Below are 19304 nucleotides of genomic sequence, written 5' to 3'. Positions count from 1 at the left end.
CGCTCGCTGTGTCGAAAGGAGCTCACCATGAGCGAGACACTGATGGACACAACGCGCGTGGAGGCTTTCGGGCAGCAGATGGTCGACGTACTGAATCACGGGACGCTCGCCCTCCTGCTGAGCATCGGCCACCAGGTCGGTCTCTACAACACCCTCGCTGACCTGCCACCCGCCACCAGCCACGAGATCGCCGGCGCCGCCGGCCTGCACGAGCGATACGTGCGCGAGTGGCTCGTCGCCATGACCGTCGCCCGGATCGTCGAGTACGACGCCGACGACCGAACGTACTGGCTACCGCGCGAGCACGCCGCCTTCCTGACCCGCGCAGCCGGCCCGGACAACCTCGCGCGAACAATGCAGTTCATCCCGCTGCTCGCCGGCGTCGAATCGTCGCTGGTCGAGTGCTTCCGGCGCGGCGGGGGAGTTCCGTACTCGGAGTTCGTGGAGTTCCACCGGCTCATGGCCGAGGACAGCGGCGCCATCTTCGACGCAGCACTGATCGACACGATCCTCCCGCTCGTGCCGGGGCTGCCCGCTCGCCTCTCGGAGGGCATCGAGGTCGCCGATGTCGGCTGTGGCAGCGGGCACGCGATCAACCTCATCGCCGCCGCCTACCCCCGCAGCCGGTGCGTCGGCTACGACTTCTCCGCCGAAGGCATCGCCGCCGGCCAGGCTGAAGCCACCGCGCTAGGACTGTCGAACGCGGAGTTCGTCGTCCGCGACGCCGCCGATCTCGGTGAGCACGAGCGCTTCGACCTGGTCACCGCCTTCGACGCGATCCACGACCAGGCCCACCCCGTCCAGGTCCTCGCCGGCATCGCCGACTCGCTCCGTCCCGGTGGCGTCTTCCTGATGGTCGACATCCGGGCCTCGAGCAACCTCGAGGACAACCTGGACAACCCCTTCGCCACCTTCCTCTACGGCATCTCCACCATGCACTGCATGACCGTCTCCCTCTCCCTCAACGGCGACGCCCTAGGCACAGTCTGGGGCGAACAAAAAGCCCACCAAATGCTCACCACCGCCGGCTTCACCACCATCCACCCCACCCACCTAGCCCCCGACCCCTTCAACACCTACTACATCGCCCACAAATAGCCCGCCCACCCGCGTGGAGTGCTGAGGCCGCCGCTCGTGCGCCTCCGGACCGCGGGGGTTGCGCGGATCGTTCAGTGGCCTGAGTGGTCGGAGTCGGCGGCGGGACGAGCGGTGCCGTCGAGGGATGCCAGAGCCGCGAGCTGCTCATCGGTCAGGTCGAAGTCGAAGACAGCCAAGTTCTGCTCGAGCCGCGCTCGGTTGGCAGACTTGGGAATTGGCACGACGTCCTGCTGCGTCTCCCACCGCATCACGACCTGCCCAGGGGTCCGATCATGTGCCTCTGCAATCTCGCGCACAGTCGCGTGCTCCAGCAGATCCGTCCCCTTCCCGAGCGGACTCCACGCCTCGGTGACGATGCCGTGCTTCTGATGGAACTCACGCTCAGCCGACTTCGCCCACACCGGACTCAGCTGCACCTGATTGACCTCCGGTGCCACGCCGGTCTCATCGATCAGCCGTTGCAAGTGAGCCGGCTTGAAGTTCGACGTCCCGATCGCCCGAACCAGCCCGGCCTCACGCAGCGCAATCAACCCCTGCCACGCTTCGACGTACTGATCCTGATCCGGGTTGGGCCAGTGAATGAGCAGCAGATCCAGATACTCGACGCCGAGCTTTTCGGCGCTCGCCTCGAACGCCGTCCGTGCCCCGTCGACACTGTGCCACCGCTTGTTGAACTTCGACGTCACGAACACCTCGTCCCGCGGCACGCCCTTGAGGGCCCGGCCGACACCGGTCTCGTTGCGGTAGTTCTCCGCGGTGTCGATCAGCCGGTACCCGAGCTCCAGCGCCGTCGAGACCGTCCGCTCGGCGTCGGCGTCGTCCATCGGCGACGTACCGAGCCCGATCCGCGGCATCGAGGTCCCACCACTCAGCGTGACGACTGGAACTGAACTCATCGAAGTCCTCCTCGGACGGGCACGGGGTTCGGCCACCGTACGTCGTACCCGTCTCAGCGGATCGCAAGCGGGAGCCAACTGTCGGGGGCGTAGTTCATCATGGTGCGGCGGGATGGGAACGTCAGGAGGGGTGGGCGAATGAAGAACCGGCTGATCACTCTGGTGGATCTCGGTTTGGACAGCTCGTTCGACGCGTCGATGAGCTTCGTCCAGGGCATCACCGGGAACATCAACGCCGGCTGGGACCAACCGGTCATCGACGTGAACTTCGTCCGCACCCGCGACCACGAGACAGCGTTCTCGGCGCTCACCACGCCGTCGACCGTCCTGCACGTGATGGCGCACGGTGACCACAGCGAGGAGCCCTCCTTCCTGTCCACCGACGGCCAGACCCAGGTCTCGCTCAGGTCGCTCGCCGAGTGGTTTCTCGACCGGCAGTGGGGCATCGCCAGCGGTGTCGTGATCGCTGACGGATGCAAGACGGGCATCGGCAAATGGCAGCGCGCCATCCGCGACTGTCTCCAGGACGACATCACCTACATCGGCACGAGCACGGTCATCGGCTGGTACGAGGCGACCGTCTTCTGCTCGGCCTTCTACGGCGCCCTCGTTCGCAACCGAGGCCTCGGCCGGACTCCCGCCGAGCAGGGCTGGGACGCCGCGAACAGAGCCATCAGCGCGTACGAGACCCTTACCGACGCCCGCTGCCCCTACAAGCCGGTCCTCCTGAGACCCTCCCGCCGAGCCCTCCGCTCCCTCACTGGCTGACCGAGGGCCGGTCAGCCCGCGCTGATCCGCAAGCTCACCGACACGCGGACGGCGACTACTTTGGGTTAGGAATGGGAGACTTTTCGTGGGCTCGTCGCCTGGCGAGGTCCGTGCACTGGGTTGCCGGTGACCCGGGTGGCGGTAGGACGGGGAAGCCGTCCGGTACGCATTGGCCGACCTCCTGACGTCCGCCCAACGTGGTGAAGGAACGCCACCATGAAGCTCCATCGCAACTCCCTCCTGACAGCTGCCGCCATCGTCCTGGTCCTGTACGTCGTCTGTCTGATCGTCGGCCTGCCGGGTTGGGCCGCACTCGTGCTCTCGGTGGTGCTGCTCGTCCTGCTCGCCGTGGTCTGGAAGCAACCCGACCCACCCCGGCCGGCCGCGACCCCGCCGCCGCCCGCGCCTTCCGTCGTACTGCCGGATCGCGACCCGGTGTTCACCGGGCCGCCGTCGCGCACGGTCGCCGACGTACGTCTGCCATCCGCATCACCTGACTTCCACTTCAGCTTCTCGGCGGTAGTGCAGTGGTCGACGGTGCTGTCCGGCGCGAGGCACGCGGACCTCGGAGCGGTCGCGGTCCATGCCCTACTCGAGCGCGCCCGCGCCTTGACCGCCACGCAGCAGGTGACCGAGGAGTCGCTCAACCAGCACCGCCTGGCCGCGATGCTCGGCGAGCCCGCGCTCGACGAGAAGGGACAGGTGCGCAGCTGGGCGACCGAGGTTCGCCTGCGCCTGCCGGACCCGGACGAGAAGCACCTTCAGCACCTCGCCGCCCTGCACCGCCGGGAGCAGACCACGCTGCTCGAACGCCGGATGGAACAGGGCAAGCGCGAGTATCTGAAGAACGACGTCTTCGCCACGCCTGGCTCGGCGGCCGTCTGGTGGCTGGTCAACAATCCCGGCGAAGTCGAGACCGCGCTCGGCTTGCTGGACACCCTCGCCGAGCTGTCGGCTGCGGCGAACGACCTTCCGGTACGGCGCTCGCCCGCCGACGTCGTCGATCGCGCACAGCCGAGTCGAGCCGAACTCGATTTCACCTCAGCAGTCGACCACCTCCTGGAGCCCGGCAAGGAACGGACCAGCCCGTCGCCGGGCGACGACGCGATGTCTCAGACCTCCCACAACGGCACGCCAAGGTCCGCGTCCGAACAACCACATGGCATGTACCGCGAGGAGTTCTCGTCCGAATAGGTCGGTGAGGCGGACTGTCTGCAGGGTGGGCCCGCCCCACCGAGTCTGGGGGCGCATGTCAGCCATCCAGCCACTGGATGGTGGTCGCGCCGTTATGACCGTGGACCGTGAGGAGGGCGTCGATGCCGTCCGGCCAGACCGTGGTGGTCGGATAGCGCCCACCCCAGTGCAGGGCCACCGTCCCGTCGGTCCACTCGACCCCCTCGGCGACAACGCCCGTACCGCTGACGCCGGATACATCGAGGTGGCGGACCAACTGGAAACATCGTGGTCCGGCCCTGCCGGCGACTTTCAGATGACGCCGTCGCGGGATCGTCCGCGGCAGCGTGGTCGTTCGACCGCTGATCTCGTCCATGCCGACAGTCAACGCCTGCGGCCACGCCCTCACCATGAACTGAACCGGTATCCACAGGGCAAAAATCCGGCACTCTGCCGATCACCTGATCGCCGTAACCTGATTGCAAGGAGTGACAACCGCGCAGGGAGTGATACCGATGACGATCATCGAGGAATGGACGGGCCGGCACGCGCACGCCTTGCGCACCGCGCTCCGGATGACCAACGAATCCTTCGCCTACCAACTCAACGTCGCGCCGAGGACGGTCACCAAATGGCGCGAGCGGCCGGACATGGTGCCGAGCAAGCAGATTCAGCAAGCACTCGACAGCGCACTCAGACAGGCGCCGCCCGATGCACAGGTCAGGTTCGCCGCCAACCTGGGTCTCGACGAGCCGCAGGTTGTGCTCGACCACGACGTGTTGAGCCAACTCAACGAGGCGCTCGGCGATCTGGCCCGCGCCGTGGCGCGCCTGGAGTCCGCGGAGCCGGAGCGATCAACGGCACACTAGGCGACGTACGACGTACTCGGAGGGAGCGCGTGTGAGGCGACGCCCGGTGAACTCGTCGAGTGTGCGATCGGTCGGTTGGACCGACGGCACGTTGGAGCTCGAATTCGTCAACGGCTCCAGGTACCAGTACTTCGACGTGCCGCAGACCACCTTCGCCGCTCTGCTCGCGGCGCCCAGCATCGGCGCGTACGTCAACACCGAGATCAAGCCGTACTACGACTACCGCGAGGTGTGACCCGGACCGTTTCTGTAGGCCCGACGGCGGGAACCAAAGAAGTGTCAACGCACGGGGGTGCGCTCAGCCCAGGAGGTGGACATGCGCACTCGTAGAGCATCTACGACTGGTTCCCGCACCGTCGCGGTCCTTGTTGTTGTCTGGCTGCTCATCGGCCTGGCGGCCGCGGCCCAACGGAACTACTTCTCAGGATCCGACGCGACGTGCGCCAAGGTCGGCACGGTGCTCGTCACCATCGCCGTCGGCCCACTCAACTACGTCGGCGCGAACCCGAAGATCGACTGCGAAGCACCGCAGCCGTCGAGGTAACCGAAGCCACGAGCCTGCCGCGGACAAGCCGCGGCAGGCTCGCCATTGCACTACGAGTACACGTGGCAGTCGGGACCGTGGTGCACGAGCATCGAACCTCGAGGTCCGTGAGTGCCAGCTTCCTCTGGGGCGGTTGCGAGCCCGGGTCGCCCGCGGGAATACATGTGGGTCGGGCGCCGGTTACACCTGATGCCGTCCGGTTCATGACCCCGGGCCTCAACCTCAGCCGCTACGAGCGGCCACTCGCCGAGAGGCGTCTGCTGGACGGTGCGGTGCGTGACAGGTGGGAGCTGGCCGGCCAGCTCCCCCCTGGTGCCGGATATCCCGTGGAGCCGGCTTGTGTGATGCGGCATCATGGGAGGAGTCGCTCGCGGAGACGCGAGTGAGTGATGTGACCTGAGGGACGACCACTGCCTCGTGGCGGGTGCCGGCTGACCGGCGCCGAGGGTGCTTCGCAAGGTCTCGGACAAGGTCCGGCACCCCGATTTGCATCTGGCCCGCGAATGTCACAGTAATGTTCTTCTTGTTGGAGCGAGACGCAGGACGCGAAAGCGGCCGGTCCTCCGACAAACTCCCTGAAGGTCTCGGAAGCCGAAACACGCCTCGGCGGGTTTCGGTCACTGGGTCGCGCAGGGAGACTGGGACGAAAGAGGCCGATTTGACCGGCCCCGGACGAAACAGTAAAGTTGGGCGAGTTGCCCCGGAGCTTCAAACGAAAGTCTGGAGCGCGGTGTGCGTCCGATTCTTGAGAACTCAACAGCGTGCCGAAAGTCAATGCCGATAGATGCATTAACCCCGTTCATAGGGCATTGAACATTTTCCTGGCCCCGGCTCTTGTGGGTGTGGGTTTTTGTTTGTGTTCTGTGGCGGATTCCTTTGAAATATTTCTGGATTCAAGCCAGTTTTGGTTTGTTTCTGATTCAAAGGATCACTCGATGTGTTGACGATACTGGCCCTTTTTGTGGGGTTGGTTTGTCTATATTTTTCAACGGAGAGTTTGATCCTGGCTCAGGACGAACGCTGGCGGCGTGCTTAACACATGCAAGTCGAGCGGTAAGGCCCCTTCGGGGGTACACGAGCGGCGAACGGGTGAGTAACACGTGAGCAACCTACCCTCAACTTCGGGATAAGCCTCGGAAACGGGGTCTAATACCGGATATCATCACGGGCTTCATGGCTTGTGGTTGAAAGTTCTGGCGGTTGGGGATGGGCTCGCGGCCTATCAGCTTGTTGGTGGGGTAATGGCCTACCAAGGCGTCGACGGGTAGCCGGCCTGAGAGGGCGACCGGCCACACTGGGACTGAGACACGGCCCAGACTCCTACGGGAGGCAGCAGTGGGGAATATTGCGCAATGGACGAAAGTCTGACGCAGCAACGCCGCGTGAGGGATGACGGCCTTCGGGTTGTAAACCTCTTTCAGCAGGGACGAAGCGAGAGTGACGGTACCTGCAGAAGAAGGACCGGCCAACTACGTGCCAGCAGCCGCGGTAATACGTAGGGTCCGAGCGTTGTCCGGAATTATTGGGCGTAAAGGGCTCGTAGGCGGTTCGTCGCGTCGGGAGTGAAAACTCGGAGCTTAACTCCGAGCCTGCTTCCGATACGGGCAGACTAGAGGTAGGCAGGGGAGAGCGGAACTCCTGGTGTAGCGGTGGAATGCGCAGATATCAGGAAGAACACCGGTGGCGAAGGCGGCTCTCTGGGCCTTACCTGACGCTGAGGAGCGAAAGCGTGGGTAGCGAACAGGATTAGATACCCTGGTAGTCCACGCCGTAAACGTTGGGCGCTAGGTGTGGGGGACATTCCACGTCCTCCGTGCCGCAGCTAACGCATTAAGCGCCCCGCCTGGGGAGTACGGCCGCAAGGCTAAAACTCAAAGGAATTGACGGGGGCCCGCACAAGCGGCGGAGCATGCGGATTAATTCGATGCAACGCGAAGAACCTTACCTGGGTTTGACATATAGGGAAATCTCCCAGAGATGGGAGGTCCGTAAGGGTCCTATACAGGTGGTGCATGGCTGTCGTCAGCTCGTGTCGTGAGATGTTGGGTTAAGTCCCGCAACGAGCGCAACCCTCGTCCTATGTTGCCAGCACGTTATGGTGGGGACTCATAGGAGACTGCCGGGGTCAACTCGGAGGAAGGTGGGGATGACGTCAAGTCATCATGCCCCTTATGTCCAGGGCTTCACGCATGCTACAATGGCCGGTACAAAGGGCTGCGAAGCCGTAAGGTGGAGCGAATCCCAAAAAGCCGGTCTCAGTTCGGATTGGGGTCTGCAACTCGACCCCATGAAGTCGGAGTCGCTAGTAATCGCAGATCAGCAACGCTGCGGTGAATACGTTCCCGGGCCTTGTACACACCGCCCGTCACGTCATGAAAGTCGGCAACACCCGAAGCCGGTGGCCTAACCCCTTGTGGGAGGGAGCCGTCGAAGGTGGGGCTGGCGATTAGGACGAAGTCGTAACAAGGTAGCCGTACCGGAAGGTGCGGCTGGATCACCTCCTTTCTAAGGAGCGCTGCGGCAGTCACGTTCTGCGTGGTTGTCCATTCATCACTGCTCGAGCGTGCGTCTCGGGGTGATGGTGCTTCGGACTGTGGAACATTGACCATTAGGCCGGGATCCCGGATCGCGTGTGCTAGTACTGCTGAACCCTCTTTCGAGGGGGATGCGTGGAACGTGTGCGAGGTGTGGGTGAGTGGCCGAGGCGCGCTGTTGGGTCCTGAGGAATCGGGCCGGGTCCCCCAAGGGGGGATGTGGACTGGTTTTTCTGGGTCACGGTTCAACTGGCTGGTGCTGGTTGGATGGGTGGCTGGGGCCGGCTCTCACCAAACTGCTGGTGGGTTCACTTGATGGGTGTGTTGTTTCCCTGGATGGTGTTCTTCTCTGGTGGGTGGTGGTTTAGGGGTTGGTGTTCCTGCCCGTATTTTGAGAACTGTATAGTGGACGCGAGCATCTCTTTGTAGCGTTTTGTGTGTTTTTGTTGTTGTGACAAGCTACTAAGGGCAATCGGTGGATGTCTTGGTACCAAGAGCCGATGAAGGACGTTGGAGCCTGCGATAAGCCCCGGGGAGTTGGCAACCAAGCTGTGATCCGGGGGTGTCCGAATGGGGAAACCCAGCTGGCATTCTAAAGCCAGTTACCAGTGCCTGAACACATAGGGTTCTGGAGGGAACGCGGGGAAGTGAAACATCTCAGTACCCGCAGGAAGAGAAAACAATTGTGATTCCGTGAGTAGTGGCGAGCGAAAGCGGATGAGGCTAAACCATGTGTGTGTGATAGCCGGCGTGCGTTGCGCATGTGGGGTTGTGGGAGCATTCTGACACTAATGCCGTGGTGTCGGGGAGTTATAAATCGCTGTTGAAGCCGAATCTTCTGGAATGTTGAGCCGTAGTGGGTTATGGCCCCGTAGGTGTAAGACAGCGACTTCCGAGTGTTTTCCCAAGTAGCACGGGACTCTTGAAATTCCGTGTGAATCTGGCGGGACCACCCGCTAAGCCTAAATACTTCTTGGTGACCGATAGCGGACTAGTACCGTGAGGGAAAGATGAAAAGTACCCCGGGAGGGGAGTGAAATAGTACCTGAAACCGGTTGCCTACAATCCGTCGGAGCATCTCCTTGTGGGGTGTGACGGCGTGCCTTTTGAAGAATGAGCCTGCGAGTTAGTGGTGTGTGGCGAGGTTAACCCGTGTGGGGTAGCCGTAGCGAAAGCGAGTCTGAATAGGGCGTTTGAGTCGCATGCTCTAGACCCGAAGCGGAGTGATCTATCCATGGGCAGGTTGAAGCGTGGGTAAGACCGCGTGGAGGACCGAACCCACCAGGGTTGAAAACCTGGGGGATGACCTGTGGATAGGGGTGAAAGGCCAATCAAACTCCGTGATAGCTGGTTCTCCCCGAAATGCATATAGGTGCAGCGTCGTGTGTTTCTTACCGGAGGTAGAGCACTGGATGGTCTAGGGGGCTTACCGGCTTACCGAAATCAGCCAAACTCCGAATGCCGGTAAGTGAGAGCGCGGCAGTGAGACTGCGGGGGATAAGCTCCGTAGTCGAGAGGGAAACAGCCCAGATCACCAGCTAAGGCCCCTAAGCGATTGCTAAGTGGAAAAGGATGTGGAGTTGCCCAGACAACCAGGAGGTTGGCTTAGAAGCAGCCACCCTTGAAAGAGTGCGTAATAGCTCACTGGTCAAGTGATTCCGCGCCGACAATGTAGCGGGGCTCAAGCAATCCGCCGAAGCTGTGGCATTCACACTCGTACCCGGCCTCACCCTTTTGGGTGTGGTCCAGGTGTGTGGATGGGTAGGGGAGCGTCGTGCAGCGTGTGAAGCAGCCTAGTGATGGAGTTGTGGATGCTGCACGAGTGAGAATGCAGGCATGAGTAGCGAATGACGGGTGAGAAACCCGTCCGCCGGATGATCAAGGGTTCCAGGGTCAAGCTAATCTGCCCTGGGTAAGTCGGGACCTAAGGCGAGGCCGACAGGCGTAGTCGATGGACAACGGGTTGATATTCCCGTACCGGCACTGACACGACCCGACCGAACCCGCTGATGCTAAGGAATTGAAGTGCTGAGACCTTCGGGTTGAGGTGTGGATGTTCCGGCCCGAGGTGGTAGTAGGTGCACTGAGGAGTGACGCAGGAGGGTAGTCCAACCGCGGCGATGGTAGGCGCAAGCTGATCCGCGGGCAAGGTGGTAGGGCGAGGCATAGGCAAATCCGTGCCTCATGAAGCCTGAGAGCCGAGGCGGACCCGTTCAGGGGAAGTGGATGATCCCATGCTGCCGAGAAAAACTTCGCAGTGAGTGTTAGAGCCGCCCGTACCCCAAACCGACACAGGTGATCAGGTAGAGAATACCGAGGCGATCGAGTGAACCATGGTTAAGGAACTCGGCAAAATGCCCCCGTAACTTCGGGAGAAGGGGGGCCGGATCCGTTACCCCACTTGCTGGGGGACGCGGTGATGGCCGCAGAGACCAGGCCCAAGCGACTGTTTACTAAAAACACAGGTCCGTGCGAAGAAGTAATTCGATGTATACGGACTGACGCCTGCCCGGTGCTGGAACGTTAAGGGGACAGGTTAGCTGGTTTCGGCCGGCGAAGCTTTGAACTTAAGCGCCAGTAAACGGCGGTGGTAACTATAACCATCCTAAGGTAGCGAAATTCCTTGTCGGGTAAGTTCCGACCTGCACGAATGGCGTAACGACTTGGGCGCTGTCTCAACCATGGACTCGGCGAAATTGCATTACGAGTAAAGATGCTCGTTACGCGCAGCAGGACGGAAAGACCCCGGGACCTTTACTACAACTTGGTATTGGTGGTCGGTACAACTTGTGTAGGATAGGTGGGAGACTGTGAAACTCGGACGCCAGTTCGGGTGGAGTCATCGTTGAAATACCACTCTGGTTGTTCTGGCTGTCTAACTTTGGTCCGTTATCCGGATCAGGGACAGTGCCTGGTGGGTAGTTTGACTGGGGCGGTCGCCTCCTAAAAGGTAACGGAGGCGCTCAAAGGTTCCCTCAGCCTGGTTGGCAATCAGGTGTCGAGTGTAAGTGCACAAGGGAGCTTGACTGTGAGACAGACATGTCGAGCAGGGACGAAAGTCGGAACTAGTGATCCGGCGGTGGCATGTGGGAGCACCGTCGCTCAACGGATAAAAGGTACCCCGGGGATAACAGGCTGATCTTCCCCAAGAGTCCATATCGACGGGATGGTTTGGCACCTCGATGTCGGCTCGTCGCATCCTGGGGCTGGAGTAGGTCCCAAGGGTTGGGCTGTTCGCCCATTAAAGCGGCACGCGAGCTGGGTTTAGAACGTCGTGAGACAGTTCGGTCCCTATCCGCTGCGCGCGCAGGAGACTTGAGAAGGGCTGCCCCTAGTACGAGAGGACCGGGGTGGACGAACCTCTGGTGTGCCAGTTGTTCCGCCAGGAGCACGGCTGGTTGGCTACGTTCGGGAGTGATAACCGCTGAAAGCATCTAAGCGGGAAGCACGCTTCAAGATGAGGTCTCCCACCGGGACAACCGGGTAAGGCCCCCAGTAGACCACTGGGTTGATAGGCCAGAAGTGGAAGCACGGCAACGTGTGCAGCTGACTGGTACTAATAGGCCGAGGGCTTGTCACACACCCACACCCCTAGCGGGGTGAGGGCAACAGACCACACTGCGTTAACGAAGACACTCGCGTTCACTGTACGGTTCCCGAAATACGGTCAACCCCAGCAACCCAACACCCCACCGGAACCACCCCGGGGTGTTGTGACCCGAGCAGGGTTGGTTGATATTTTCATAGAGTTACGGTGGCCATAGCGTCGGGGAAACACCCAGTCTCCATTCCGAACCTGGAAGTTAAGCCCGACAGCGCCGATGGTACTGCGACCGGGAGGTCGTGGGAGAGTAGGACGCCGCCGGACATTCACACTGTTAAGGGCCACCCCGTCTCGGGGTGGCCCTTAACATTTCCCCCAGACGACCTCGCGTCGCCAACCGGCGGGTGCGGGTGGTGCCTGCGGTACGAGGGCCTGGCGAGGGATTTGACGATGATCATCTGGTCGGTGAGGTCGACGTGCACCCGCGTCCATTCACCGCAGGACGTCTGTGGGGCATGCGTCGGTCGTCGACGTCCCACGACCGTCGTATGACGGTCTCTTGTTGTGCGGGTGGGACGGTGCTGTCCTGCTTGGATGTGCGGGTTCGTAGGGTTCGGGTATGCAGCGTGCGGTGATGAGTTTGATCGTGGGGTTGCCTGGAGCCGGCAAGACGACGCTGGCTCGGCGGCTCGAGGCGGAGCGGGCGGGGATTCGGTTCACGCCGGACGAGTGGATGAAGCCGCTGCTGGGGGTGAACGAGGAAGACGGCAAGCGGTGGGTGCTCGAGTCGCAGCTCTTGTGGGGCGTTGCTGCGCGAGCGTTGACCCTCGGGGTGAGCGCGATTCTGGACTACGGGTGCTGGTCGGAGACCGAGCGCGACCTGTTCCGGAACCGGGCGCACGAACACGGTGCGCTCGCGGAGATCGTCGTACTGAATCCGCCGTTCGAGGTTCTGTGGGAGCGGGTGGCGGCTCGGAACGCGGCGTTGCCTGAGGGCACGTTTCGCATCACGCGGGAGGAGTTGGAGGAGTACAACTCGCAGTTCCACGTGCCGGATGCGGCCGAGTTGGCTCGGTGGGATCGGCAACTGGTGGTCACCGACGTACAGGAGGCGAACGCCTAGGCAGGTGGGGACGGTCAAGACGAGGTGGAGCTTGGATCGCCGCGGAGATCGGCGGGGCCGGGGTTAGGACTCGGGTGCGATGCCGACTAGGGCGGCGGCGGCGCAGATGTGGACCGGGGTGAGGTCGGCCGGCGCGACCGGGGCTTGGAGGAGGGTGCCGCGTTCGAAGGGGGTCAGGCCGATGTCGATGCCGTGGGCACCGGCTACCATCCCGCGGACGTACGTCAGCCAGCCCATCATCGGGATACCGCGGCGGAATACACCGGCCGCGGCGGCGAGCTCGGTGTCGGCGATGCTGGCCCATTCGGGTTCCCAGATCGTCACGACGGCGCGCAGTACCTGAGCGAAGCGCTCCGACTGCGCGAGGGCGTCCTCGTCGCTCCAGTGCAGCGTCAGCTGGTCGGACACGGTGGTCAGCGTGCCGCCCATGGACAGGTCGAAGAGCCACGGGAGATCGCCGGTGCTCTGCAGGTGGAGGCGCGTGGTGCTCGAGCCGTTCGCGAGGACCTTCGTGGTCGCCTCGACCATTTCCTGCAGTGGGGTGGAGCCGTCGGCCTCGAGGACGTGGTACCCCCAGCGTTCGTCCTGAGTCCAGACGTGTACGTCGGGGAACGCTACGGCGACCGCGGTCAGAGTACGGCCGACGCGGAGGGCCCGGTGCTCGACGGACTCGTCGCGGTGCGTCCACTGGGCGCGGAGGAGCCACGATGCCATTCACGCCCTCCGATCACGAGCCGGCCGGACCTGCGCAGCAGACGGTACGCGGGGTAGCGGACGGTTGGCCAGAGTTCCGCCTACTCGGCGTGAGCAGCCCGTGCGGTTCTCCGGAGGTTCCACCGGTCCAGTCTGAAGCACCGGTGGGTCGGGGGTAAGCACCGGGGTCCGGTTTTGGCAAATACGCGACTGAAGTCACCGCCCACACCAGTGGAAGCGCTGCCGCCAGACCAGCTCTCTGCGATGCGGTCGCAGGTGCTGCGCGGAGCCGGGTGCGGCGCGGCGCGCGAGGTGGATAGCGGGATGCCCCGCCGCGGCAGCACGCGGCGCGGTGAGGAGGCCCCGCCGGTCCGAAGAGGCCAGACCGAGGCCTGGCTGAGCGGGGAAGGGCCGGGCTGGATCGTTGGGCGAGGAGGCCCGGACCGGGACCGAGGGTGGGCCGGGCCCGGGTGCGGTTGGTGGGGAGGCTCAGGCTCGGGGCCGCGGTGGGGCCGTCCGGCTGGAGCGCGGTACCCCGGGCCGGGCCCGGGTGCGGTTGGTGGAGAGGGTCAGGCTGGACTTGTTGGGCGGGGAGGCCTGGACCAGGACCCGGTGGTGGGCCACGCTCGGGTTCGGTTGGGCTGGGAGGCCCAGGCTGGGGGCCTGGTTGGGCCGGGAAGGTCAGGCGGGCCGGGGGCGGGGACGGCCGGCTGGAGGGTGGTGCGCACCGGGGGCGGGGCCAGGTGGGGTTGGTCGGGAGGGTCAGGCTGCTGGGCGGGATTGGGTGGGGCGGCGGCGGAGGTGGGGGTGGAGGATGGGGGGCGGGTTGTAGGCCATGTCGAGGGTGCCGATGTCGGTGCCGGGTGGGGCGATTTCGTCGATCCGGTCGAGGATGTCGTCGGTCAGGGTGACATCGAGGCCGGCGAGGAGGTCGTCGAGGTGGTCCATGGTGCGCGGGCCGATGATGGCGGACGTCACCCCGGGGTGCGTGATCGCGAACGCCAGCGCCAGGTGGGTCAGCGGGAGCTTGGCGTCCTCGGCCACCTCGATGAGTTGTTCGACGGCGTCGAGGCGGCGCTCGTCGGTCAGGTGGCGAAAGCCGAAACGGGATCGGTGCGTGGTGTTCTGCTGGTTCTTGCGGTAGCGGCCGGTCAGCAGACCGCCGGCGAGTGGGCTCCAGACCAGCGTGCCCATGCCGTACTGCTGCACGACCGGCAGCACCTCCCGCTCGATGCCTCGGTTCAGGATCGAATACGGCGGTTGTTCGGTGCGCAGCCGGATCAGACCACGCTGCTCGGAGACCCAGTGCGCACGGACGAGGTCCGACGCGGGCAGGGACGACGTACCGACGGCGCGGACCTTGCCAGCACGGACGAGGTCGGTGAGCGCCGAGAGGGTCTCCTCGAGGTCGGTCTCGGGATCCGGCTGGTGGATCTGGAAGAGGTCGACGTAGTCGGTGCCCAGTCGGCGGAGAGAGTCCTCCAGGGCGCGGATCAGCCAGCGGCGTGACGCGCCGGACCGGTTGGGGACGACCGGGGTGGCGCCGCTGGGGTCGAAGTTGACGGGGAAGCGGGCCTTGGTGGCGAGTACGACGTCGTCGCGCCGGCCCTTGAGCGCCTTGCCGACGATCTCTTCGGACTCGCCGGCCGAGTACATGTCGGCGGTGTCGATGAAGTTGATCCCGGCGTCGAGCGCTCGGTGGATGATGCGGATCGACTCGTCGTGGTCGGGGTTGCCGACGGCACCGAACATCATCGCGCCGAGAGCGTACGGGCTGACCTGGATTCCGGTGCCACCGAGAGTGCGGTAACGCATGAAGGTGTCTCCTGAGGGTGAGGGTCATTCGGCAGAAGGTCTGCGACGGAGCTGCCCCTGCCGTCGCGACACCAGTCTGCTCGGACTGATCCGGACTCTGAATAGTTGTTAGTTCGGATTTCTTGCGCGAGAGTACGAGGGTGGCTGGTGATCAGTTGTCCGAGGTCTTCGACCTCATCGAGGTTCGCGGCCTCCTGTCGGGAGGCTTCGCGGTGCATGGTCCGTGGGTGACCCGGACCGTGATCGACGAGCCGTTGAAGTTCATTGCGGTGGTGAGTGGTCGGGGTCGGCTGGCCACGGACGGCATCGAGGCGCCGATCGAGCTCGAGGCGGGGGATGTCGCGATCATCAACAGCCGGTCGTGGCTGGAGCTGGAGGGCGGCACGGGGCCGGAGCCGCGCCGCGAGATCGTGCCCGAGCCGGGATTCCCGTTCGCCAGTCTCATCGGCGCCCACACCGGTGTGGACGACGTGGTCATCGGCGGCCGGATCGGGCTCAACCCGGTCGGCCAGGCGCTGATGATGCAGGCACTTCCGCCGGTTGGGCACGTTCGCGGCTCGGCGGTCGAGGGTGCCAATCTACGAGGGAGTCTCCACCGGCTGCTGGACGAGGTGAGCGCGAACAGACTGGGATCCGCGTTCGCGATCCGGCAGCACACGCAGCTGATCCTGCTCGAAGTACTGCGGGCGTATCTCGACCAGGCCGATCTGCCGCCGGGGTGGCTACGGGTGCTGTCCGACGAGCGGCTGCGCCCGGCGCTGCGCCTCATGCACGCCGAGCCCGGCAAGGCGTGGGGCTTGGAGGAGTTGGCCCGTGCCGCTGCCATGTCGCGGACGTCGTTTGCGGAGCGGTTCCGGTCCATCGCCGGCGTACCGCCGCTGGCTTATCTGAACCGGTGGCGGATGTTGCTGGCGCAGCGAGCCCTGCGCGTCGGCGATGTCCGAGTCGGGTCGTTGGCCGCCGACCTCGGGTACGCGTCGGAGAGCGCGTTCAGTACGGCGTTCAAGCGTGAAGTCGGTGTGTCCCCGCTGCGGTACCGGCACCAGGTTCGCGACGAGGTGGTGCCTGTCGAAACCGCGAGCGGGCTGTAACTACGGGGTCAGGGTCGGGGCAGCGAGGTCGAGGGTCGGCGTGGTGCCGCGGTAGGACTCCAGCCAAGTGCGGAGGAGCTCCACGCGGTCGGCGTACTCCTCGTTGCCCTTGACCACCGGTGCCTGGTTGTACGGCATGGTGTCGGAGCTGCGGCGGAGCTTGACGTAGAGGCGGGACGACGCGAGGGCGTACCGCTCCATGTCGTCCTGGAGCGCGCCGATGACGGTGATGTTGCGGTCGCGGCCGATCTGCTCGAACAACGCTACGGCCTCGCGGCGGTGCTGCGAACCGAGGTTGCGCCCGAGCTCATCGAGGATGAGCAGTAGTGGGCGGTCCGAACCGCCGGCCAGCGCGGCGGCGCACACGAGTTTGACCGCCTTCTCGTCCATCTGCGCGGTGTTGCCCTTCACGTTGAACGCCGAGAACGGTCCGCCCTCCGACCGTCGCCACTTCGGCGTGACCGTCCAGCGCCACGGCTTGTCCGGCTCGGCCGGCGGGTCGGGCTCGGGGAACTCGAGCTTCGCGCCGTACCCGCCGTACTGCTGATCGAGCCGGTCGAACTCCTGGGACACCAGGCGTAGTCGCGCTTTGATGCCGTCGGCAAGTGATGCGCGGTGGGCGCGGGCGGTGCTCTCGGCTTCGGTGAGACCCTCGCGGGCGCGTTCGAGCGCTGCGTTGCGTTCGGCGCGCTGGCTGGCGATCTGCCGTTGTTGCACGCTGTCGAACGTCTCGTGCTGCGCGAGGTGGCTGCTCAGCGTGCGGTGCAGCGCCGGCACCAGGCCGACGCGGGCGCCGAGGGTGCCGCTCGTCCAGCCGTCGGGACCGTTCAGGATCTCCCAGAGCTCGGTCGGGATCTCCTCGCGTGAGCGCGCGTTCGGGAAACAGCGGCGGATGACGTCGTCGAGTTGCGTGCAGGCTTGGTGGTTCCAGTCGGCCGTCGTACGGCGCTGGGCGTCGTCGGGCAGTCCGAGGATGAACTCCTCGGCGTCCGCCGGCGTCGAGCCCCACGCCGTCGTCCGGGTGACCAGGTCGAGGGACGTCTGCTCCTCGATGAGCGTCAGGCGGCGGGCAGTCAGGTCGTCGAGAACGCGCAGGTGGTCGCGGCGGGTCGCCTCGAGGTTCTTGAGCCGTTCGTCCCGGACGAGTTGCTGGCCGGCAGCCGCTTCGGCGGACTCCTTCGCGGCCTGGAGTTGCGGGGCGAGCGAGTCGCGATCGGTCTCGTGCCGGTCGATGGTCTCGCGCAGGGCGAGGATCTGCTCCTGCACCGACTCGGCGTCGGCCAGCGCGCGGGCGGCCGCCGTACGTCGCTCGGCCTGATCGACCCGGGCGCGCGCCTGGTCGAGGGCCGCGGACGCGACTCCACGGGCCTCGACCGCGGCCTCGACGCGTCGACGCGCGGCCTCGATCCGGGCGGTCCGGCCGGTCAGCGGCTCGTCGAACTGCCCGACCGCGACGACTCCGGAGACGTCGTCGATGTTCTCCTTGGTCGCGCGCTCGCCCAGCGCTGCGAAGAACCCGTCGAGCGTGAACCGCTTGTCGGCCGACTTCGGTCCGCCGCGCCCCGTCTTGGGGGCGCCGGGCCGATTCGCGAGCACCAGCAGGAATCCGGCGTACCCGGCATCGGCCAACGCGGCCGAGGCGACCGCGGCGTCGCCGAAGTCGATGACGACAGCTTCTCGGTACGGCGCGAGGCGCGGCTCCCACTCGGCACGCTGCGCGGAAGACAACTCGGTGATGTCGGTGAGCGCGCCGCACTCGATGCCGGCGTTCTCCAGCACCTGCTGTTGCGTCGCCGACACCGTCTGACCGCTCTCCGCCTCCCGCAGCTCGGCGGTCGCGAGGTCCACCGCGGACCGGGCGGCATGGTCGCGCCCGATGTGCTCTTCGAGTACGGCGCGGGCCTCGGCCTGCTCGTCGGCAGCAGCGGCGAGGTCACGGCCGTCGGCCGAGCGTCCGGCCTCCAGCAGCCGCCGGTGCTCCTGCCCGAGTCGCTCGAGCTGCTCGCGCACCGAACGCTGCGCGAGGTCGAGCTCGCGATCGCGCGCGTCCAGCTTGTCCCGCTCCTGACGGGTCAGCTGGACGTCCCGGAGCAGTACCTCCTCGTTGCCAAAAGCATCGATCTCGGAGTCGACCGCCTCGCGGCGCGCCTCCTGCTCGGCCACCCGCTCGTCGAGTACGGCGAGCTCCTGCAGGATCTCGGTGTTGCGTGCGTCGCCGTCGATCAGGTGACGGGCGCAACGGGCCTGCCAGGATTCCTTCGCCGCGGCCAGCGCCTCCCGCGCCGCCGCACGCTGCAGGATGCCGGCCTCGACCGCGGCCATCTCCTGCTCCCACCGCTGCAGATCGGCCGTCGCCTGCTTGGTCGCCTCGCGCTGGGTGTGCTCCGCGGACCGGTGCGCCTGCTCCTGTTCGAGCTCGTGGTCGAGACCGGTCAGGGTCGCGATCGCGTTGAAGATGCGCGCCGGGCCGAGCTCGTTCAGAGGCTCGGCGAGCAGGTTGGCGGTCGGGCTCGACCGGACCGACGTCGACAGGAACGAGACGCAGCGGACCTGGCCGCCGTACAGGACCGTGGACAGCTTGTTTGCGTGGAAGTCGGTGCGGCCGTTCGAGTGCGGCAACGCTGCCCACAGCGCGTCGGCACCGGCGGCGCGCTCGGCCTCGGTCGCGCCGTACGGAACGTGCAGGCCGTTCTTCCAGCGCAGGTCGATGTACGACGCCTTGCGGTTGATCCGGATCCAGACGGTGATCGCGGCCGCCTCGATCTCGGTGAGGTCGGTCAGCTCGGGATCGGAGAAGACGCCGATGATGTAGCCGCGGTCGACGTTCGACCAGTTGCCCTCCTGACCGGCGGCTTCGGCGGTGAACAGGAGCTCGGCCGCGCCGGGGGCACCGCTCGTCAGGCGCCACTGGTCGTCGGCGTGCAGGAGGCTGAGCGCGGCGATCCACGAGGACTTGCCGGCGCCGTTCGAGTCGGTCGGGCCCTGACCGGCGACCGTGACCAGGCCCTGGCCGACCATCGGGATCGGGTGCGTGGACAGGCGGGACAGGTCGACGACCTGGACGCCGAGCAGCACCTTCGACCCGAGGATGTCGAACGGGCCGTCCTCCACCGAACTGCTCATGCTCGTCCCCGCTTTCCGTGCACGGATGAAACC

At 65.1% G+C, this 19304-nt stretch carries 13 protein-coding genes and 3 rRNA genes; 11 read left to right on the top strand and 5 right to left on the bottom strand.

Annotated elements, in window-relative coordinates; all coding sequences use genetic code 11:
• Positions 1-27 precede the first annotated feature (27 nt).
• Positions 28-1098 (top strand): class I SAM-dependent methyltransferase, encoded by a 1071-nt coding sequence (locus ACQPYZ_RS23545; protein ID WP_433159860.1) that lies wholly within the window; start codon positions 28-30, stop codon positions 1096-1098.
• A 71-nt stretch (positions 1099-1169) separates the two neighbouring features.
• Here ACQPYZ_RS23545 and ACQPYZ_RS23540 read toward each other — a convergent pair whose 3' ends face one another.
• A complete protein-coding gene (locus ACQPYZ_RS23540; RefSeq protein ID WP_433159857.1) occupies positions 1170-1994 on the bottom strand; it encodes an aldo/keto reductase in 825 nt (274 codons plus the stop codon).
• 138 nt (positions 1995-2132) lie between these two features.
• On the opposite strand from ACQPYZ_RS23540, the gene ACQPYZ_RS23535 reads away from it, so the two are divergent.
• Both ACQPYZ_RS23535 and ACQPYZ_RS23530 read left to right on the top strand, forming a co-directional pair.
• Positions 2133-2762: a hypothetical protein gene (locus tag ACQPYZ_RS23535; protein WP_433159854.1), complete on the top strand. Its 630-nt coding sequence runs from the start codon at positions 2133-2135 to the stop codon at positions 2760-2762.
• 216 nt (positions 2763-2978) lie between these two features.
• Positions 2979-3956: a hypothetical protein gene (locus ACQPYZ_RS23530; RefSeq protein ID WP_433159851.1), complete on the top strand. Its 978-nt coding sequence runs from the start codon at positions 2979-2981 to the stop codon at positions 3954-3956.
• Between the two features lie 58 nt (positions 3957-4014).
• On the opposite strand, the gene ACQPYZ_RS23525 is transcribed toward ACQPYZ_RS23530, so the two are convergent.
• Positions 4015-4311 (bottom strand): hypothetical protein, encoded by a 297-nt coding sequence (locus ACQPYZ_RS23525; RefSeq protein ID WP_433159848.1) that lies wholly within the window; start codon positions 4309-4311, stop codon positions 4015-4017.
• A 139-nt stretch (positions 4312-4450) separates the two neighbouring features.
• Between ACQPYZ_RS23525 and ACQPYZ_RS23520 the strand changes: the two genes are divergently transcribed.
• The 7 genes from ACQPYZ_RS23520 (at position 4451) to ACQPYZ_RS23490 (ending at position 12549) form a co-directional block, all read left to right on the top strand.
• Positions 4451-4804 carry a helix-turn-helix domain-containing protein gene (locus ACQPYZ_RS23520; protein WP_433159846.1) on the top strand — a complete coding sequence of 118 codons (354 nt, stop codon included), beginning with the start codon at positions 4451-4453 and terminating at the stop codon, positions 4802-4804.
• Positions 4805-4850: 46 nt separating this feature from the next.
• Positions 4851-5039 (top strand): KTSC domain-containing protein, encoded by a 189-nt coding sequence (locus tag ACQPYZ_RS23515; protein WP_433159843.1) that lies wholly within the window; start codon positions 4851-4853, stop codon positions 5037-5039.
• Between the two features lie 81 nt (positions 5040-5120).
• Positions 5121-5348: a hypothetical protein gene (locus ACQPYZ_RS23510; protein WP_433159840.1), complete on the top strand. Its 228-nt coding sequence runs from the start codon at positions 5121-5123 to the stop codon at positions 5346-5348.
• 985 nt (positions 5349-6333) lie between these two features.
• A 16S ribosomal RNA gene (locus tag ACQPYZ_RS23505) occupies positions 6334-7853 on the top strand.
• Positions 7854-8334: 481 nt separating this feature from the next.
• Positions 8335-11462 (top strand): 23S ribosomal RNA (locus ACQPYZ_RS23500).
• 170 nt (positions 11463-11632) lie between these two features.
• Positions 11633-11750, top strand: a 5S ribosomal RNA gene (gene rrf, locus ACQPYZ_RS23495).
• The 16S, 23S and 5S rRNA genes sit together here, the layout of an rRNA operon.
• Positions 11751-12060: 310 nt before the next feature.
• The gene (locus tag ACQPYZ_RS23490) at positions 12061-12549 is read left to right on the top strand and encodes an AAA family ATPase (protein WP_433159837.1); all 489 of its coding nucleotides are present in this window, start codon (positions 12061-12063) and stop codon (positions 12547-12549) included.
• Between the two features lie 63 nt (positions 12550-12612).
• On the opposite strand, the gene ACQPYZ_RS23485 is transcribed toward ACQPYZ_RS23490, so the two are convergent.
• Positions 12613-13263, bottom strand: a complete 651-nt coding sequence (locus tag ACQPYZ_RS23485; RefSeq protein ID WP_433159834.1) for a hypothetical protein — start codon at positions 13261-13263, stop codon at positions 12613-12615.
• A 741-nt stretch (positions 13264-14004) separates the two neighbouring features.
• On the bottom strand, positions 14005-15057 hold the full coding sequence (locus ACQPYZ_RS23480; RefSeq protein WP_433159831.1) for an aldo/keto reductase: 1053 nt from the start codon (positions 15055-15057) through the stop codon (positions 14005-14007).
• Positions 15058-15197: 140 nt separating this feature from the next.
• On the opposite strand from ACQPYZ_RS23480, the gene ACQPYZ_RS23475 reads away from it, so the two are divergent.
• On the top strand, positions 15198-16148 hold the full coding sequence (locus ACQPYZ_RS23475) for an AraC family transcriptional regulator (protein WP_433159828.1): 951 nt from the start codon (positions 15198-15200) through the stop codon (positions 16146-16148).
• On the opposite strand, the gene ACQPYZ_RS23470 is transcribed toward ACQPYZ_RS23475, so the two are convergent.
• Positions 16149-19271, bottom strand: a complete 3123-nt coding sequence (locus ACQPYZ_RS23470; RefSeq protein WP_433159825.1) for a chromosome segregation ATPase — start codon at positions 19269-19271, stop codon at positions 16149-16151.
• Between the last annotated feature and the right edge of the window lie 33 nt (positions 19272-19304).

Origin of the sequence: Kribbella sp. CA-247076, from assembly GCF_050942445.1 — a bacterium.
Taxonomy (GTDB): Bacteria; Actinomycetota; Actinomycetes; order Propionibacteriales; family Kribbellaceae; genus Kribbella.
This window is presented reverse-complemented; position numbering and strand designations above follow the sequence as displayed.

Excerpts from the sequence above, each read along its gene's own strand:
- ACQPYZ_RS23510 (WP_433159840.1), top strand. The coding sequence starts at position 5,121 with ATGCGCACTCGTAGAGCATCTACGACTGGTTCCCGCACCGTCGCGGTC.
- ACQPYZ_RS23490 (WP_433159837.1), top strand. The coding sequence starts at position 12,061 with ATGAGTTTGATCGTGGGGTTGCCTGGAGCCGGCAAGACGACGCTGGCT.
- ACQPYZ_RS23480 (WP_433159831.1), bottom strand. The coding sequence starts at position 15,057 with ATGCGTTACCGCACTCTCGGTGGCACCGGAATCCAGGTCAGCCCGTAC.
- ACQPYZ_RS23535 (WP_433159854.1), top strand. The coding sequence starts at position 2,133 with ATGAAGAACCGGCTGATCACTCTGGTGGATCTCGGTTTGGACAGCTCG.
- ACQPYZ_RS23525 (WP_433159848.1), bottom strand. The coding sequence starts at position 4,311 with ATGGACGAGATCAGCGGTCGAACGACCACGCTGCCGCGGACGATCCCG.
- ACQPYZ_RS23470 (WP_433159825.1), bottom strand. The coding sequence starts at position 19,271 with ATGAGCAGTTCGGTGGAGGACGGCCCGTTCGACATCCTCGGGTCGAAG.
- ACQPYZ_RS23485 (WP_433159834.1), bottom strand. The coding sequence starts at position 13,263 with ATGGCATCGTGGCTCCTCCGCGCCCAGTGGACGCACCGCGACGAGTCC.
- ACQPYZ_RS23530 (WP_433159851.1), top strand. The coding sequence starts at position 2,979 with ATGAAGCTCCATCGCAACTCCCTCCTGACAGCTGCCGCCATCGTCCTG.
- ACQPYZ_RS23545 (WP_433159860.1), top strand. The coding sequence starts at position 28 with ATGAGCGAGACACTGATGGACACAACGCGCGTGGAGGCTTTCGGGCAG.
- ACQPYZ_RS23540 (WP_433159857.1), bottom strand. The coding sequence starts at position 1,994 with ATGAGTTCAGTTCCAGTCGTCACGCTGAGTGGTGGGACCTCGATGCCG.
- ACQPYZ_RS23520 (WP_433159846.1), top strand. The coding sequence starts at position 4,451 with ATGACGATCATCGAGGAATGGACGGGCCGGCACGCGCACGCCTTGCGC.